The organism is Kitasatospora sp. NPDC059646, assembly GCF_042734615.1.
In the GTDB taxonomy this organism is placed as follows: domain Bacteria; phylum Actinomycetota; class Actinomycetes; order Streptomycetales; family Streptomycetaceae; genus Kitasatospora.
Map to the genome: position 1 here is coordinate 68,469 of NZ_JBHWDS010000014.1, position 14,811 is coordinate 83,279.

At 74.2% G+C, this 14,811-nt stretch carries 11 protein-coding genes and 1 riboswitch; of the genes, 2 read left to right on the forward strand and 9 right to left on the reverse strand.

Annotated features, from left to right (window positions below; translation table 11 throughout):
• Positions 1 to 116: 116 nt before the first annotated feature.
• From ACFV1L_RS12615 to ACFV1L_RS12635, 5 genes are all read right to left on the reverse strand, one after another.
• Complete coding sequence (locus ACFV1L_RS12615) at positions 117 to 1,502, reverse strand: cobyrinate a,c-diamide synthase (protein ID WP_380365250.1); 1,386 nt, start codon at positions 1,500 to 1,502, stop codon at positions 117 to 119.
• A gap of 4 nt (positions 1,503 to 1,506) precedes the next feature.
• The gene (gene cobO / locus ACFV1L_RS12620; protein WP_380365251.1) at positions 1,507 to 2,103 is read right to left on the reverse strand and encodes a cob(I)yrinic acid a,c-diamide adenosyltransferase; all 597 of its coding nucleotides are present in this window, start codon (positions 2,101 to 2,103) and stop codon (positions 1,507 to 1,509) included.
• Positions 2,104 to 2,109: 6 nt separating this feature from the next.
• Entirely contained in the window at positions 2,110 to 4,146 is a 2,037-nt protein-coding gene (locus tag ACFV1L_RS12625; RefSeq protein WP_380365341.1) for a putative cobaltochelatase, read from the reverse strand.
• A gap of 8 nt (positions 4,147 to 4,154) precedes the next feature.
• Complete coding sequence (locus ACFV1L_RS12630; protein WP_380365252.1) at positions 4,155 to 5,702, reverse strand: cobyric acid synthase; 1,548 nt, start codon at positions 5,700 to 5,702, stop codon at positions 4,155 to 4,157.
• A gap of 430 nt (positions 5,703 to 6,132) precedes the next feature.
• Entirely contained in the window at positions 6,133 to 7,071 is a 939-nt protein-coding gene (locus ACFV1L_RS12635; RefSeq protein WP_380365253.1) for a cobalamin biosynthesis protein, read from the reverse strand.
• A gap of 31 nt (positions 7,072 to 7,102) precedes the next feature.
• A riboswitch (cobalamin riboswitch) is annotated at positions 7,103 to 7,250 on the reverse strand.
• An 860-nt stretch (positions 7,251 to 8,110) separates the two neighbouring features.
• Between ACFV1L_RS12635 and ACFV1L_RS12640 the strand changes: the two genes are divergently transcribed.
• Complete coding sequence (locus tag ACFV1L_RS12640) at positions 8,111 to 9,223, forward strand: alpha/beta fold hydrolase (protein WP_380365254.1); 1,113 nt, start codon at positions 8,111 to 8,113, stop codon at positions 9,221 to 9,223.
• Between the two features lie 378 nt (positions 9,224 to 9,601).
• Positions 9,602 to 10,933 carry a hypothetical protein gene (locus ACFV1L_RS12645; protein WP_380365255.1) on the forward strand — a complete coding sequence of 444 codons (1,332 nt, stop codon included), beginning with the start codon at positions 9,602 to 9,604 and terminating at the stop codon, positions 10,931 to 10,933.
• A gap of 62 nt (positions 10,934 to 10,995) precedes the next feature.
• On the opposite strand, the gene ACFV1L_RS12650 is transcribed toward ACFV1L_RS12645, so the two are convergent.
• The 4 genes from ACFV1L_RS12650 to ACFV1L_RS12665 all read right to left on the reverse strand — a co-directional run bounded on the left by ACFV1L_RS12650 (position 10,996) and on the right by ACFV1L_RS12665 (position 14,807).
• Positions 10,996 to 11,874 (reverse strand): CDP-alcohol phosphatidyltransferase family protein, encoded by an 879-nt coding sequence (locus ACFV1L_RS12650; RefSeq protein ID WP_380365256.1) that lies wholly within the window; start codon positions 11,872 to 11,874, stop codon positions 10,996 to 10,998.
• Positions 11,861 to 12,538, reverse strand: coding sequence for a phosphatidylserine decarboxylase (locus ACFV1L_RS12655; RefSeq protein WP_380365257.1), 678 nt, complete (start codon positions 12,536 to 12,538; stop codon positions 11,861 to 11,863). Before ACFV1L_RS12655 ends, ACFV1L_RS12650 begins: the two co-directional genes overlap by 14 nt.
• A gap of 433 nt (positions 12,539 to 12,971) precedes the next feature.
• Positions 12,972 to 14,174 (reverse strand): acyl-CoA dehydrogenase family protein, encoded by a 1,203-nt coding sequence (locus ACFV1L_RS12660; protein WP_380365258.1) that lies wholly within the window; start codon positions 14,172 to 14,174, stop codon positions 12,972 to 12,974.
• Between the two features lie 135 nt (positions 14,175 to 14,309).
• The gene (locus ACFV1L_RS12665; protein WP_380365259.1) at positions 14,310 to 14,807 is read right to left on the reverse strand and encodes a MaoC family dehydratase; all 498 of its coding nucleotides are present in this window, start codon (positions 14,805 to 14,807) and stop codon (positions 14,310 to 14,312) included.
• Positions 14,808 to 14,811: the final 4 nt, after the last annotated feature.

Consider the following 14,811-nt stretch of genomic DNA (forward strand, 5'->3'; position numbering starts at 1 on the left):
CCGCTCCCTGGGCCTGGCGACCCAGGAGGAGGAGCCGGCCAAGCACCCCGGCGCCAGCACCCCGGTCTGCCCCCCCGTCGGCCGCGCGCCCCCCCCGGCCCGCGCGCCCGACGCGGTCAACCGCCGGCGCGCCCGGCCGCCCAGCCCGCCGCGTGCCGGACCAGGCGGGACGGCAGGGCCGGGGCGCCCGTCCAGTGCAGGTGCAGGTACGAGGCGTGCACCGAGCCGTGCAGGTGGCCCTCGGTGTGCGGGCCGGCCGGCGTGCGCCAGCCCCAGGCGGGGGACGGGCCGGCCGCCGGGTCGGTGACGGTGCGGTGGAACTCGTGACCGCGCACCCGCGAGCCGGCCGCCGCGAGCGGCGAGTCGGCCAGCGCCACCGCCTCCCGGTAGCCGAGCGTCAGCCGGGACGTCATCCGGGCCGCCGAGGCCAGCACCCCGCACATCGACAGGCCGTCCAACTCACGCCCCAGGTACAGCAGTCCGGCGCACTCGCCGACCACCGGCGCGCCGCTCGCGGCCAGCTCGGCGACCGCCGTCCGGAGCGCCTCGTTCGCGCTCAGCTCCGAGACGTACACCTCCGGGAAGCCGCCGCCGATCACCAGCCCGGCCGTCGCCTCCGGCAGCCGCTCGTCGTGCAGCGGGTCGAACGGCACCACCTCGGCCCCGGCGGCGGCCAGCAGTTCGGCGTTCTCCGCGTACGAGAACGAGAACGCCGCGCCGCCCGCCAGCGCGATCCGCGGGCGCGGGCCGGCCACCGGCTCGACCTCCGCCGCCGCGCTCCACGGCTCCGCGGACAGCGGCGGAGCGGTGCGGGCCAGCGCCAGCACCGCGTCCAGGTCGACCGAGGCGGCGACCAGTTCACCCATCTCGCGGACCGCCCGCAGCGCCTCCGCGGACCGCTCCACGGCCGGCACCAGGCCCAGGTGCCGGGACGGCGTGTCCACCGCCTGCGCCCGCCGCACCGCGCCGAGCACCGGCACCCCGGAACCCTCCTCCAGGGCCTCCCGCAGCAGCGTCTCGTGCCGGTCCGAGGCCACCTTGTTGAGGATCACCCCGGCGAGGCGCACCTGCGGGTCCCAGGACGCGAAGCCGTGCACCAGCGCCGCCACCGACCGGGACTGCGAGGAGGCGTCCACCACCAGCACCACCGGCGCCCGCAGCAGCTTCGCCACCTGCGCGGTGGACGCCAACTCGCCCTGTCCCGCCGCCCCGTCGTACAGGCCCATGACGCCCTCGACGACCGCCACGTCCGCCCCGGCCGCGCCGTGCGCGAACAGCGGGGCGATCCGCTCCGGGCCGCTCATCCAGGCGTCCAGGTTGCGGCCCGGACGCCCGGCGGCCAGCGCGTGGTAGCCGGGATCGATGTAGTCCGGGCCGACCTTGTGCGGGGACACCGAGAGCCCGCGCGCCGCCAGCGCCGCGATCAGGCCGGTCGCCACCGTGGTCTTGCCCGCGCCGGAGGACGGGGCGGCCACCACCAGCCGGGGGATGCTGCTGCTCACGCGCCTACCACTCAATGCCGCGCTGGCCCTTGCGGCCCGCGTCCATCGGATGCTTCACCTTCGTCATCTCGGTGACCAGGTCGGCCAGTTCGAGCAGCTGCTCGGGCGCGTTGCGGCCGGTCACCACCACGTGCTGGTTGCCCGGCCGGTCGCGCAGCACCTCGACCACCTCCGCCACGTCGATCCACCCCCAGTGCAGCGGGTAGGTGAACTCGTCCAGCACGTAGAACCGGTACGTCTCGGCCGCCAGGTCCCGCTTGACCTGCTCCCAGCCCTCCCGGGCCGCCTCCTCGGAGGACTCGATGTCGCGCTGCACCCACGACCAGCCGGAGCCCATCTTGTGCCACGCCACCGTGCCGCCCTGCCCGGACTCGCCGAGCACCCGCAGCGCGTTCTCCTCGCCGACCTTCCACTTCGCCGACTTGACGAACTGGAACACCCCGATCGGCCAGCCCTGGTTCCACGCCCGCAGCGCCATCCCGAACGCCGCCGTCGACTTCCCCTTGCCCGGACCGGTGTGCACCGCCGTGATCGGCAGCGTCCGCCGCTGACGGGTGGTCAGACCGTCGTCCGGAACGTTCTCCGCAACTCCCTTGGGCATGTTCGCTCACGCCGCCTTTCGCATCATCGTCGTCCGCGTCTCGCGCACCAGGGAGGCCACTCCCTCGGCCCGCAACTCGTCCAGGCTCACCGCGTCACCGTGCAGGTGCGCGGCCAACTCCCTCGCCAGGCCCAGCCGGACGGGGCCGGACTCGCAGTCCAGCACCACCGAGGCCACCCCCTGGCCGGCCAGCAGGCCCGCCGCCCGGTGCGAGCGGGCCACCGCGTCCCGCGACCCGGTCGCCCGGCCGTCGGTCACCACCACCAGCAGCGCCCGCCGGTCCGGATCGCGCAGCCGCTCCACCCGCAGCACCTCGTGCGCGCGCAGCAGGCCCGCCTCCAGCGGCGTCCGCCCGCCCGTCGGCAACTGCTCCAGCCGGGCCGCGCCCACCTCCACCGAGGAGGTCGGCGGCAGCGCCACCTCAGCGCCGCTGCCCCGGAACGTCACCATGCCGATCTTGTCGCGGCGCTGGTAGGCGTCCATCAGCAGGGACAGCACCGCACCCTTGACCGCCGTCATCCGCTGCCGGGCCGCCATCGACCCCGACGCGTCCACCACGAACAGCACCAGGTTCGACTCCCGCCCCCGGCGCACCTGCTCGCGCAGGTCGTCCCGGCGCAGCACCAGCGCCCGGCCGTTCCGCCCGCGCGCCACCTGGTGCGGCGCCGCCGCCCGCAGCGTCGCACTCAGGTGCAGCCGGGTGAGCCTGCCCTGCGGACGGCGCGCCCGGACGGTGTGCCCGGCGTCCGTCTCGGCGGGCGACCGCCGCCCCTGCGCGCCCCGGCCGGTGCCGTCCACCTTGAACAGCCGGGTCCGGTACGGCCGGTCGGCCGCCACCGGGGACGACTCCCGGGAACCGCCCGGCCGCTGCTGCGGCGGCACCGGCGGCTGCTCCGAACCCTCCGGCGCCGCGGACGAATCGGCGGCGGAAGCCGGATCGGGGGCGGACGGCTCGGGCGCACCGCCACCGCCTCCGCCGCCGTCGTCGGGGCCGTCGTCCGGGCCGCCGCCGTCCGGGCCGTCGTCCTCCGGCGGCCGGTGCTCGGCCAGCGTCCGGTCCAACTGCTCCTCGTCCAGGCCCGGCGCGTCGAACGGGTTGCGCCGCCGCCGGTGCGGCAGCGCCAACTGCGCGGCCTTCCGGACATCCTCCTCCAGCACCCCGGTGCGCCCCGCCCACGCGGCCAGCGCCACCGCCGTCCGCGCCATCACGATGTCCGCCCGCAGGCCGTCCACCTCGAACGCCGCGCACACCGCCGTGATCTGCCGCAGCGCCAGGTCCGACAGCTCCACGGACGGCAGCAACTCCCGCGCCGCGCCGATCCGTTCGGCCAGCGCCCGCTCCTGCTCGGCCCAGCGCGCCGCGAAGGCCGCCGGATCGGCGTCGTACGCCAGGCGGCGGCGCACGACCTCGGCGCGCTCGTCCGCGTCCCGGGTGGCGGCGATCTCCACCGTCAGGCCGAACCGGTCCAGCAGCTGCGGCCGCAGCTCGCCCTCCTCCGGGTTCATCGTCCCGACCAGCAGGAACCGCGCCGCGTGCCGCACCGACACGCCCTCGCGCTCCACGTACGAACGCCCCATCGCCGCCGCGTCCAGCAGCAGGTCCACCAGGTGGTCCTGCAGCAGGTTCACCTCGTCGATGTACAGCACCCCGCGGTGCGCCTTCGCCAACAGGCCCGGCTCGTACGCCTTCACGCCCTCCGCGAGCGCCCGCTCCAGGTCCAGCGAGCCGACCACCCGGTCCTCGGCGACGCCCACCGGCAACTCCACCAGGAACGCGGGCCGTTCACTCGCGGCCGCGCCCCGGTGCGGCCCGTCCGGGCACTGCGGGTCCGGCGCCGCCGGGTCGCACGCGAAACGGCAGCCGGCCACGGTCGCGATCGACGGCAGCAGCCCCGCCAGCGCCCGCACCATCGTCGACTTCGCGGTGCCCTTCTCGCCCCGCACCAGCACCCCGCCCACGGAGGGCGACACCGCGTTCAGCAGCAGCCCCAGCCGCAGGTCGTCCATCCCCACGACCGCCGTGAACGGGTAACGCGCATCGATCGGTTCACTCACTTCGACCCCTCCATCTCCACCGGAGCCGGAGCCCCGGGCGGCACGAACGGCAGACCCGCCGGCGCCCCGTTCTCGATCAGCTTCCACAGCGCGTCCGTGTCGGCGTGCTCCGCGACCAGATCACCCAGCGCGTCCAGCCGCCGCTCCCGCGCCGCCGCGAACGAGGTGTCCGGCGCCGGCACGAACGCCCGCCCCGCCGCCCGCGCCACCTCCACCAGGAACGCCCGGCGGAACGCGTCGTTCTCCAGCACCCCGTGCCACGTCGTGCCCCACACCGCACCCACCCGGCAGCCGTCCAGCGGGTTGCCCCCGGCGTCCGCGACGAACGTCTCGCCACCGTCCACCGACACCACGCCGTGGTGGATCTCGTACCCCGCCACCGGCTCACCGAGCGCCACGCCGGTCGGCCGGGCCAGCACCTTCTCCGCGCCGAACACCACCCGGGTCGGCAGCAGCCCCAGACCGGCCACCGCCCCGGCCCGCGACTCCACCTCGTCCACGATCTCCCGCCCCAGCATCTGGTAGCCGCCGCACACCCCCAGCACCGGCCGACCCGCCGCGACCCGCTCCGCGAGCGGCCCCACCAGGCCCTGACCGCGCAGCCACTCCAGGTCCGCGACCGTCGCCCGCGTCCCCGGCAGCACCGCCAGGTCCGCGTCCGCCAGCTCCTCCGGACGCGTCGCCCAGCGCACCAGCACCCCCGGCTCCTGCGCCAGCGCGTCCACGTCCGTGAAGTTCGACAACCGCGGGAACCGCACCACCGCGACCCGCAACACCTCCGCCCCCACCGGCCCGCCCGCCGCCGGCCGCGCCGCCACCGAGGCCAGATCCAGCGAGTCCTCCGCGTCCAGCCACAGCCCCTGCAGCATCGGGAACGTCCCCAGCACCGGACGGCCCGTCAACTCCCGCAACATCGTCAACCCCGGCGCGAGCAGCCGGGCATCACCGCGGAACTTGTTCACGAACCAGCCCGCGACCAGCGACTGGTCGTCCGCCGAGAGCAGCGCCAGCGTCCCGAACATCGACGCGAACACCCCGCCGCGGTCGATGTCCCCGACCACCACCACCGGCAGCCGCGCCGCCGACGCCAACCCCATGTTCGCGATGTCCCGGTCCCGCAGGTTGATCTCCGCCGGAGACCCCGCGCCCTCGCACACCACCACGTCGAACCGCGACCGCAAGTCCGCCAGACACTCCAACGACCGCTCCAGCAGCACCGGCTTCCGATCCCGGTAGTCCAGCGCCCCGACCTCCGCCACGGCCCGCCCCATCAGCACCACCTGACTCCGGCCGTCCGCCCCCGGCTTCAACAGCACCGGATTCATCGCCGCCTCCGGCTCCACCCCCGCCGCCTGCGCCTGCATCGCCTGCGCCCGCCCGATCTCCGCCCCATCGGCCGTCACGAACGAATTCAACGACATGTTCTGCGCCTTGAACGGCGCCACCCTCACCCCCTTCCGCAACAGCCACCGGCAGATCCCCGCCGTCACCACACTCTTCCCGGCATCCGAAGTCGTCCCGGCCACCAACAACGCCCCACTCACGGACGACCTCCTCCGAAGAACCGAGAAACAAGAACCCAACCGGCAGCCGCCAAGCCCCGCCACGACCGCCCCGAACCGCAAGCCCCGCCCACCTGCTCCGCGGCCGCCCGCCCCCGCGAGCACCAGGGGCGACTGCGCGAGGCGGAAGACCCAACCCCGAAACCCCGGCGCCGCACAGCCACTTGCACCTTCCGCCCGCCCGCGGCCATTGCGCCGCGCATGCCGAAGGCACCCGCCGCCTGTGCGGCCGCCCGCTCCCGCGAGCGCCAGGGGCGACTGCGCGAGGCAGAGGACCCAACACCGAAACCCCGGCACCGCACAGCCACTTGCACCTTCCGCCCGCCCGCGGCCGTCTCGCTGCGCGTCGCGGTGGCGAGCCCACCGAAGCAGCCCGTCGCCGGTCGCAGCGACAGGCCACCCTGCGTCGCGGTCACTTGCGCCACGCGGCGGCTGCGAACCGTGCGCCGGCGGTGGCGGCCAGGGCGAGGAGGCCGACGCGGCGGGAGAGTCGGCAGGCCCGCTCGATGTCGGGGACGGCCACGGGGGGTTGGCCCGCGCCGAGGACGGGCCGGTGTTCGACGCGGTCGCCGTAGCGGAGGGTGCCGCCCAGTTGGACGCCCAGCGCACCGGCGAAGGCCGCCTCGGCCTGGCCGGCGTTCGGGCTGGGATGGGCGGAGCCGTCCCGCCGCCAGACCCGCCAGGCCCGCGACGGGGAGTCGGACGCGGCGACCGTCAGCAGTGCGGTGAGCCGCGCGCCGGGCCACCCGGCGACGTCGTCCAGGCGGGCGGAGGCCCAGCCGAAGCGACGGTGGCGGGCGGACTTGTGCCCCACCATCGCGTCCAGCGTGTTCACCGCCCGGAACGCCAGCAGCCCGGGCGTGCCCGCGATGCCGCCCCACACCAGCGCGTTGACGACGGCGTCGGCGGTGTTCTCCGCGACGGACTCCACCACGGCCCGCGCGATCTGCTGCTCGTCCAGCCCGGACGGGTCGCGGCCGCACAGGTGGGGGAGGCGTTCCCGAGCGGCCGTCAGATCGCCGTCCGCCAGCGACCGTCCGATCGTCCGGGCCTCCCGGGAGAGCGACGTCCCGCCGAGGACGGTGAACGTCGCGCCGGCCGTCAGCGCCGCCGAGGCCAGGGGCGAACGCCGTACGGCCCGCGCGGCGAGCGCCGCACCGCCCGCGACGGCGCCGACCGCGATCGCGGTGTACGCCGCGCCCGCACCGCGGTGGTCGCGCCAGAGCCGGCGCTCCAGTCGGGTCGCGGCGGTGCCGAACAGGGCGACGGGGTGTCCGCGCCGGGGGTCGCCCAGTCGGGCGTCCGCGAGGTATCCCGCGACCGCGCCCACCAGGTACGGGGCAGCCCGCATGGCGTCGTGTCCTCACTCAGGGTCCGCGCCCTGGATCGACGGAACGAAGGCCAGAGTCTCCTGACTTCCGGTCACCCCTCGTGGGGTTCCCGGTCACAGTGGCGGGACCGCGCCGGACTCGCACCGGCTTCCTCTGTTTACCTCCGTTTGGCCCGAAGATCCCACCACGCCCACTTCCGGCCAGTCAACCGACGCGACGGAGCGTTTGGTCACACACCGTCGCCGCCCGACGGCCCACCCACTGGGACCGCACGAGGACGACCAGCTCGCCTCCGGCCGATCGACGATCATCCTCCGGCGGGGACGACAGCGCCGACATGCGGGCAGCGGGCGCGCAGCAGTGGAATGTCGCGGATGGCGTCAGGGGTGCACTGACGGCGCGCCAGCCCGGAGACGAAAGCTCCTGGTGATTCGAGCAGGCGGGCAGCGCGCCCCCCGGAACTGGCGGAATCGTTCGAGCATGCGGGCCGGCAATTCGGCGTCCGCGTCCGCCGGCACTTCTCCGGCCAGCCGGAGGAGGAAGACCTCCCGGTGACCGAACTGCCGAAGTCGCCGCACGCCCTCGGCGGACAGTCGGACACCGTTCTCCCCGGCCTCGACACCGTGCTGATCGACGGACTTGGAGAGCCTTCGGAAAGGGACTCGGGCATCGGCAGCGGCCGTCTCCGGACTGTCCCGAAACAGGGATTCGGGAACGGTCGCGCCCCGGGCGGCGATTCGTGTGCTGAATTCCCACTGCGCTGCGGATCCACCCCTCCTCCGGAATCGCCGGGCGAGGTCGGAGGCCCGTGCAGGATCGCCGTTCGGGCAACCTCCTCCGGGGCGTCGACCGACGGCGGTTCGTTGCCGTACAGGCGGACACTTCCGTCGCGCCGGTGGGCTTTCGTGCTGCTCCCACCCTTCGCAGCAGTGCGGAACCCGATCCGAAGGTCGCCGTCGGAGCACCGTATGGCCCAGCCGTGAAAGCGCGCCGATTCGCCGAGTGGCCCCGGGGCGGGTGCACTGGAGGTACTGGACCGTCAGCACTCGGGAGACCGCCATGCGTTGGGGAACCGCCGCCGTTGTCGCAGCAGCCGCCGCAGGGGCCGGAGCGGGGGCGTTCCTGCTGCTCGGCCGGAAGGTGTCGGACCGGGTGGTGCAGCCGTCCGCGGCCACGCCGCCGCAGGCGGTGACGGTGCACGAGCTGGGGCCGGGGCGGGTGACGCTGACGGCGACCGCGGACACCGTCCGCCGGGGGCACTACGCGCTGGAGTGGGACGGGGGCGGCCACGCGGTGGTGGGGGAGGTGCTCGGCAGGGGCGGCGGGCGGGTGACCAGGCGGCTGGAGCGGGCCGAGCACGGCACCCTCGCCGTGGGTACGGAGGTCCGGCTGACCCCGCGGGTGCTGATCGGGGATCCGCGCTCCGCTCTCGGTCTGGACTTCACGGACACCGCCGTCCCCGGCGACCTCGGGGCGTTCCCGGCCTGGCGGACGACGGGGATGCGCGGCACCTGTGTGGTGCTGGTCCACGGCGCGGCGGCGGACCGTTCGCAGGCGCTGCCGGTGCTGCCGCTGCTGCACGCACTGCGGCTGCCCACGCTGACGATCACCTACCGGGGCGATGCCGGCGCCCCGGCGTCGCCGGACGGGCTGGGGCACTTCGGCGAGACCGAGTGGCACGACGTGGACGCGGCGATCGGGGCGGCGCTCGACCACGGCGCGGGCCGGGTCGTGCTGTGCGGCTGGTCGATGGGCGCGACCATCGCGCTCCAGACGGCGGCCCGTTCGGCCCGGCGGGAGCGGATCGCGGGGCTGGTGCTGGACTCCCCGGTGCTGGACTGGTCGGAGTCGGTGCGGCGGGCGGCGGCCCGCGGCGGCGCGTCCCCGGTGCTGGCGGAGCTGGGTACGCTCGCCGCGCAGGGCCGCACCGGCGTGGACCTGGCCGACTTCGCCCGGATCGCGTCCGGCGCCGACCTGCCCGCGCCGACGCTGCTGCTGCAGAGCCCGGACGACCCGATCACGCCGTGGGCGGCCGCCCGGAGGCTCGCGGCGGAGCGGGAGGACCTGGTCAGCCTGCACCCGGTGCCACAGGCCGAGCACGCGGCGCTGTGGAACGCCGATCCGGCCGGGTACACCGAGGCGCTGCGGCGCTTCCTGACCCCGCTGCTGTGAGCGTCCGGCGGCCGCACGGGGGAACCGGAACCGGGTCCGCCGCGTCCTCATCCCGGGACGGTGACACTCTGCGACATGTCCATGACGGGAAGTGGAGTGGTTCGTCCCGCTTTGACACGGCTTGTCCGGCCGCCGTTCGAACGGTTCGGACAATGCGCCGAGACAGCCCGGCAGTCGATGTGACAGAAGGCCCGTGCAAGGGGAAGACTGCACGGCGTGACGTCTCGGAACCCGCGCGACCGTGATGCCCCGCACCCGCCCCGCCGCATCGGTGCGACGGTGACCCGTCTGCCCGGAACGGCCGTCGGGCGTGCGGAGGGCACCGTACCCGCCGCAGCCAACCGCCGCCGGGTACCCGCCAAGCCCGGACGGGGCCGAGTGCCCGTCCCGGACGGCTTCCCCGCACCCGCCGAACTCGCCCCGCTGGCCCGCCGGATGCTCGCCGACGCGGTGCGCGTCGCCCACTGGGCCGGCGAGCTCACCGAGGTCGACAAGCGCGGCGAGCTCCTCCCCGAGGACGCCCGCGCCGCCGGCCGCGCCCTCGCCATGACCGTCGGCGCCGCCGCCAACGCCTGGGGCCAGGCGCTGCTGGTCGGCCTGGTCGAGCTCCGCGACGGCGGCGCCGGGCCCGGCTGGCGGCTGCACGCCTGGGAGCGCGACGACGAGGCCGTGATCCGCGGCTGGTCCGCGCTGTTCGACGCCTGGACGCTGCTCGCCCCGGTGCCGCCCGCCGCGCTGCGCGGCGTGTTCGCCCAGCTGGCCGGCCAGGCGGTCGACCAGGCCCCGCAGCTGCTGTCCTTCCTGCACCTGGTGGACGGGCCGGTCGCCGACAGCGAACTGCTCGAACTGCTCCGCCGCGGCCTGGACGAGCGCCGCCTCGGCCCCGGCACCTTCCCGCTCTCCCCGGTGCCGCACGCCGCGTCCGCGGTCTCCGCCGTCCGCGGCACCTGCCGCGAGCCGCAGATCGACACCCCGCACTCGCCCGCCGACGTGGCCGCCGTCCTGGACTGGATGCTCGACGGCCTGGCCGCCGTCGGCGCGCTCAGCCGGCAGGACGAGGCCGCCGAGCTCTCCCCGCTCGGCCACTGGGCGGTGCGCGCCAAGCTGGAGGAGATCTGCACCGTCGCGCAGACCGCCGCCGGCCACATCGAGCAGAGCGCCCAGGAGCTGCTGAGCGCCTGCGCCGACTACAGCCCGGGGCCGGCCCGCGCCGAGTTCCGCGCCTGGGTCGCCGCCCGTCCCGCGGACCGGGCGGTCGCCGAACTCCTGGAAGCCGCCCGCGGCGAGGACGCCCTGGTCCGCGGCCTGGCCTTCGAGGCGCTGCGGGTGGTGGCCGGCTCCACCGCCGAGCAGGGCGTCCGGGCCGCCGTCGAGGAGGCCGTCCTGCGGCCCTACGCGCTGCTCTGGCTGGCCGAACAGCTGGACGAGGGGGGCGTCTCCCCGGCCGACGTGCTCGGCGCGGAGGACGCCGCCTGGCTGTGGGTGGACACCGCCGCCGCCGTCCTCGACCACGGCGAGACCGCGCTGCTGGTCGGGCACGTCGAGGGCGCGTCGGCGGGTGAGCCCGTCCGGCTGTTCCACCGCGCCCGGCAGTCCGGCCACCCGCGCGCCGCGAGCGTGCTGACGGCCGTCGCCTCGGTCCACCCGGACCCGGCGGTGGCCCGCGCCGCCCGCCGCAGCGCCTTCTCGGTGCACACCGGCGGCGCCTGAGCGCACGGCAACGCGAAAGCCCCCCGTCCGATCCGGACGGGGGGCTTCCTGCTGCGCTGTCGTCAGCCGCGGTTCTCCGCGCGGCGGGCGCGGACCACGCCCACCTTCTCGCCGACCTTGCGGCGGATGACCAGCAGCGGGGCCATCGCGGCCAGCGCGATCTGGGCGAGCGCGCCGATGTGCATCAGGGTGTCGCCGCCGGGCAGGCCCGCGGCCCAGGAGGCCAGGCAGCCGATGGAGACCACGATCCAGGCCACCGTGGCGGTGGCGAGCAGGCCCTGCGGCTTCGGGTACTCGATCCGGCTGACCATCAGGTAGGCCACGCCGAAGATCAGCAGCAGGCCGGGGACGAACGGCGGGTCGAGCAGCACGATCGCGATGACGGTCATCGCGCCCATCGGGCACGGCATGCCCTGGAAGATCCCCGGCCGCATCTTCACGGCGGAGAACCTGGCGAGCCGGAGCACCACCGCCAGCAGGACGGTCAGCGCGATGAACGCGGACAGCTGCTGGTTGGAGCCGGAGGAGACCAGGCCCCACACCGCGACGAAGTACGCCGGCGCGATGCCGAAGCTGATCAGGTCGGCCAGGTTGTCGAGCTCGGCGCCGAGCGCGGAGGAGCGCAGCTTGCGCGCCACCAGGCCGTCGAAGAGGTCGCACATCGCGCCGATCAGCAGCAGCGTCACCACGGTGGCGGCGCTGTGCTTGACCGGGGCGTTCGACTCACCGGTGAGGTGCGGCATCAGGATGCCGGTGGTGGTCGAGTAGATGGCGAGGAAGCCGCAGACGGCGTTGCCGAGGGTCAGGAAGTCGGCGGTGGACAGGTGCTGCGGGGAGCGGGGGGCGCGCAGTTCGCGGTCCCGCGCCCAGCGGCGGCGTCGCAGCTCGGTGGATTCCTCGTCGGCGAGGCCGACGAGAGCTTCCGGATCAGTCACGGTCAAGGCGAGTCACCCCGGCGGTGGTCTTCTGGCCGACCGTGACGCCGACCTCGACGCCCGCCGGCAGGTAGGTGTCGACGCGGGAGCCGAAGCGGATCAGACCGACCCGCTCGCCCTGCTCGACCTTGGTGCCGGCGTCCATGTAGGGGACGATGCGGCGGGCGACGGCGCCCGCGATCTGCACCATCTCGATGTCGCCGAGCTCGGTGTCGAAGTGCCACACGACGCGCTCGTTGCGGTCGCTGTCCTTGTTGAACGCCGGGACGAACCCACCGGCGATGTGCTCGACCGACGTCACGGTGCCGGCCAGCGGCGCGCGGTTGACGTGGACGTTGAGCGGGCTCATGAAGATCGCGACGCGGGTGCGGCCGTCCGGCCACTCGTCGATGGACTGGACCACGCCGTCGGCCGGGGAGATCACTCTGCCGGCGCCGATCTCCCGCTCGGGGTCGCGGAAGAACCACAGCATGCCCGCGCTGAGCGCGCAGGCCGGCACGGCCGCCAGGGCCCACTTGCCGGAGCGCCGGGTGAGGGCGGTCGTCACGGCGGCGGTGGCCAGGGTGGGGACGAACCAGGGGGTGGCACCGCGCGCGATGGTCACGCGGGGACGCCGACCCTCGGGAACGAAACCCTGGGCGGAGGTGTGAGGGGACGGGCTGATGGGCATCGAGGACCTTTAGTCGCGGGCCCCGCGCGGGGACACTGAATGGCCCCTGGACGGGGGCCACCGCGGGGATCGAGTTGTCTGGGACGGCTGCTGTCCCGGTGGATGCTATCGGGACCTGCCGGTATCTGGGCAAGCCGCCTGCTAGTCGAACTACGCCTGCCTGCCGAGTCGTGCACCTGCTATGTGTACGACCGTAACCGCACGGGGTGCGGTTCCCCAAGAGGTCTCGGGTCACGGGTGATTCACGTCTCAGCGACACGCCGGTCACAGGCAGTGCACGGAAGCGGCCGCCCGGCGCGTACCTGGGGAAACGCGCCGGACGGCCGCCTCGTGCGCCGTGCCCGACCCGGGATCGGCTGACCAGGCCGGGGGTGGGCACGGTTCGGCCGGAGCGGGCCCGCACGCCCGCCGCCGGCCCCGGAACGGGACTGCCTCAGTCGGCGAGCCGGTACTCCTCCAGCAGGCGACGTCCCACGATCATCTTCTGGATCTCCGCCGTACCTTCACCGATCAGCAGCATCGGGGCCTCCCGGTACAGCCGCTCGATCTCGTACTCCTTGGAGAAGCCGTAGCCGCCGTGGATCCGGAACGAGTCCTCGACGACCTCCTTGCAGTACTCGGAGGCCAGGTACTTGGCCATGCCGGCCTCCAGGTCGTTGCGCTGCCCGCTGTCCTTCTTGCGGGCGGCCATCACCATCATCTGGTGCGCGGCCTCGACCTTGGTGGCCATCTCGGCGAGCTTGAACTGGATCGCCTGGTGCTCGGCGATCTTCTTGCCGAAGGTGGTGCGCTGCTGGGCGTAGGCGATGCCCAGCTCGAACGCCCGGCGGGCCACGCCGCAGCCGCGGGCCGCCACGTTGACCCGGCCGACCTCGACGCCGTCCATCATCTGGTAGAAGCCCTTGCCGGGGACGCCGCCGAGGATCCGGTCCGCCGGGATCCGGACGTCCTGGAGCACCAGCTCGGTGGTGTCGACGCCCTTGTACCCCATCTTCTCGATCTTGCCGGGGACGGTGAGGCCGGGGACGGTCTCGTTCGGCCCGAAGCCCGGGGTCTTCTCGATCAGGAAGGTGGTCATGTTCTTGTAGGGCGTGTTGCCGCCCTCGTCGGTCTTGCAGAGCACCGCGACGACGGACGAGGTGCCGCCGTTGGTCAGCCACATCTTCTGGCCGTTCAGGACGTAGAAGTCGCCGTCCTTCACGCCCTTGGTGGAGATCGCCGACACGTCGGAGCCGAGGCCCGGCTCGGACATCGAGAAGGCGCCGCGCAGCTCGCCGGCGGCCATCTTCGGCAGGAAGTAGTCCTTCTGCTCCTGGGTGCCGTGCGCGTTGATCATGTGCGCCACGATGAAGTGGGTGTTGACGATGCCGGAGACCGACATCCAGCCGCGGGCGATCTCCTCCACCACCAGGGCGTAGGTGAGCAGCGACTCGCCGAGGCCGCCGTACTCCTCGGGGATGGTCAGGCCGAACAGGCCGAGCTGCTTCATGCCCTCGACGACGGCGGTCGGGTACTCGTCCTTGTGCTCCAGCTCGGTGGCGACCGGGATGATCTCCTTGTCGACGAACTCCCGCACGGTGGCGAGGATGTCCCGCTGGATCTCGGTGAGGCCGTCGGTCTGTGCGAGGCGTCCCATCGTGCGGCTCCGTGAATGCTCAAGAGGGATGAGGGTGAGGGGGCTCCGCGGCGCGTGGCTGCCGCGGAGCCCCCGGGAACCGGGTAGGGGCTGGGCCGATGACGGCGGCCCGCCCGTCCGGGGTCTGAAGGGGCGTCAGGCCAGCGGCTCGGGGCGCCCCGGCTGCTCGCCGCCGCGCTCCTTGTTGTACGCCTCGGTCGGCACCATCACCTTGCGGCGGAAGATGCAGACGACGGTGCCGTCCTGCTTGTAGCCCTTGGTCTCGACGTACACGATGCCGCGGTCCGGCTTCGATGTCATGTTCTTGTCGAGAACGGTGGTCTCGCCGTAGATCGTGTCGCCGTGGAAGGTCGGCGCGATGTGCCGCAGCGACTCGATCTCCAGGTTGGCGATCGCCTTGCCGGAGACGTCCGGGACGGACATGCCCAGCAGCAGCGAGTAGACGTAGTTGCCGACCACCACGTTCTGCCCCTGCACGGTGGTGGTCGCGTAGTTGGCGTCCATGTGCAACGGGTGGTGGTTCATGGTGAGCAGGCAGAACAGGTGGTCGTCGTACTCGGTGACGGTCTTCCCGGGCCAGTGCTTGTAGACCGCGCCGACCTCGAACTCCTCGTAGGTGCGTCCGAACTGCATCGCG

What these genes read in the sequence shown, in the direction of transcription:
- cobO (WP_380365251.1), bottom strand. Translation starts at nt 2,103, where the DNA reads ATGCCCAAGGGAGTTGCGGAGAACGTTCCGGACGACGGTCTGACCACC.
- ACFV1L_RS12635 (WP_380365253.1), bottom strand. Translation starts at nt 7,071, where the DNA reads ATGCGGGCTGCCCCGTACCTGGTGGGCGCGGTCGCGGGATACCTCGCG.
- ACFV1L_RS12640 (WP_380365254.1), top strand. Translation starts at nt 8,111, where the DNA reads ATGCGTTGGGGAACCGCCGCCGTTGTCGCAGCAGCCGCCGCAGGGGCC.
- ACFV1L_RS12655 (WP_380365257.1), bottom strand. Translation starts at nt 12,538, where the DNA reads ATGCCCATCAGCCCGTCCCCTCACACCTCCGCCCAGGGTTTCGTTCCC.
- ACFV1L_RS12660 (WP_380365258.1), bottom strand. Translation starts at nt 14,174, where the DNA reads ATGGGACGCCTCGCACAGACCGACGGCCTCACCGAGATCCAGCGGGAC.
- ACFV1L_RS12665 (WP_380365259.1), bottom strand. Translation starts at nt 14,807, where the DNA reads ATGCAGTTCGGACGCACCTACGAGGAGTTCGAGGTCGGCGCGGTCTAC.